The organism is Actinomycetospora sp. (assembly GCF_055612215.1).
Map to the genome: position 1 here is coordinate 1 of NZ_JBVPVA010001009.1, position 1,634 is coordinate 1,634.

Sequence of the window (1,634 nt, forward strand, 5' to 3'; positions counted from 1 at the left end):
CGACTTCGAGCAGGGCGTGCACGACTTCGGCACCAAGGTGAAGCCGCTCCTGGGCTGACCCCTACGGGAACGGACCCCGCCGCCAGGGCGACGGGATCCGAGCACGACTGGCGAAGGAGATGTCGCATGACGATCGACAGCCCGCCGCGGACCTCGCTCGCGGCCGCCGTCGGGGAGTTCGTGGCCCGCGCCCGGCCCGGGGACGTGCCGGCGGAGGTCCTCGAGCGGGCCCGGTACCTGGTGCTCGACGCCGTCGGGCTCGCGTTCGCCTCCACCGCATACGCCTTCCCGGCGAAGGCCCGGGACGCCCTCGGTCGCCTCGGCGCCGGGGAGCACCCGGTGCTGGGCCTGCCCGACCGGCTCGCCCCGCGCGACGCCGCGACCCTCAACGGCGTCCTCGTGCACGGCATGGACTGCGACGACACCCACATCCCGGCGGTCACCCACGTGTCGGCCGCGGCCCCGCCGGCGGCGATCTCGGCGGCGACGACGGCCGGCGCGACGACGCGCGACCTGCTGCTGGCCTACGTCCTCGGCGTCGAGATCTCGGCGCGGGTCGGGCTGGGCGGCGCGGGCGGGTTCCACGACGTCGGGTTCCACCCGACCGCCGTCGCCGGGGTGTTCGGGGCCGCGGTCGCCGCGGGGAAGCTGTGGGGTCTCGACGCGGCGGGTCTGACCGCGGCGCAGGGCATCGCCGGGTCGATGTCGGCCGGGCTGCTCGAGTTCCTCGAGGACGGGTCGTGGACCAAGCGGCTGCACCCCGGGTGGGCAGCGAGCTCGGGGATGACCGCGGCGGCGTTCGCCGAGCAGGGCTGGAGCGGGCCGGCGGCGGTGTACGAGGGCCGGTTCGGGCTCTACGCCACTCACCTGCAGGGGCGGCCGGCCGAGCCGTCGGCCGTCGCGGACGGGCTGGGGGAGCGCTGGGAGCTCCTGCGCACCGCGGTGAAGCCCTATCCGATCTGCCACTTCGTGCACGCCTTCGCCGACGCCGCGTTGGCCCTGCGCGCGGAGCACGGGCTGACCGCCGACGACGTCGTCTCGATCCGGTGCGCGATCCACCCGGTGCCGGGCAAGGTGGTCTGCGAGCCGGCGGCGAACAAGTGGGAGCCGCGCGACGAGTACGACGCCAAGTTCAGCCTCCCCTACGTCGTCGCCACCGTGCTGCGCCGCGGGCGGTTCGGGCTCGCCGAGCTCGCCGACGACGCCCTGCGCGACCCGGCGACCCTGCAGCTGGCCCGCCGCGTCGAGGTCGTCGAGGACCACGAGGGTGCGTTCCCGCGCGCGTACTCGGGGTACGTCGAGCTCGAGCTGACCGACGGGCGCCGGATCTCGCGACGCGAGCAGGTCAACCGCGGGCACGACGAGCGCCCGCTGTCGAACGCCGAGATCGCGGCGAAGTTCGCGGGGACCATCGGCACCGTGGCCGACGCGGCCACCGCCGAGCGGGTGCGGACCGCGGTCCTCGGGCTCGGCGACGACACCCCGGCCCGGGACTTCGCCGAGACGTGCCGTGGCTGAGGGGCCGGTGCGGGTCGGGCTCCACCTGACCCACCAGCGGCTCCCGTCGCAGGACCCGGTCGCCGTCCTCGACGAGCAGCTGGCCCTCGTGCGGCTCGCCCGCGACGAGGGCCTCG

1 protein-coding gene is annotated in these 1,634 nt (G+C 75.8%); it reads left to right on the top strand.

What is annotated here, in order from left to right; translation table 11 throughout:
• The first annotated feature begins 126 nt into the window (after positions 1-126).
• Positions 127-1,518 (top strand): MmgE/PrpD family protein, encoded by a 1,392-nt coding sequence (locus AC0CYZ_RS27365; protein WP_472221251.1) that lies wholly within the window; start codon positions 127-129, stop codon positions 1,516-1,518.
• Positions 1,519-1,634: the final 116 nt, after the last annotated feature.

Excerpts from the sequence above, each read along its gene's own strand:
- AC0CYZ_RS27365 (WP_472221251.1), top strand. The coding sequence starts at position 127 with ATGACGATCGACAGCCCGCCGCGGACCTCGCTCGCGGCCGCCGTCGGG.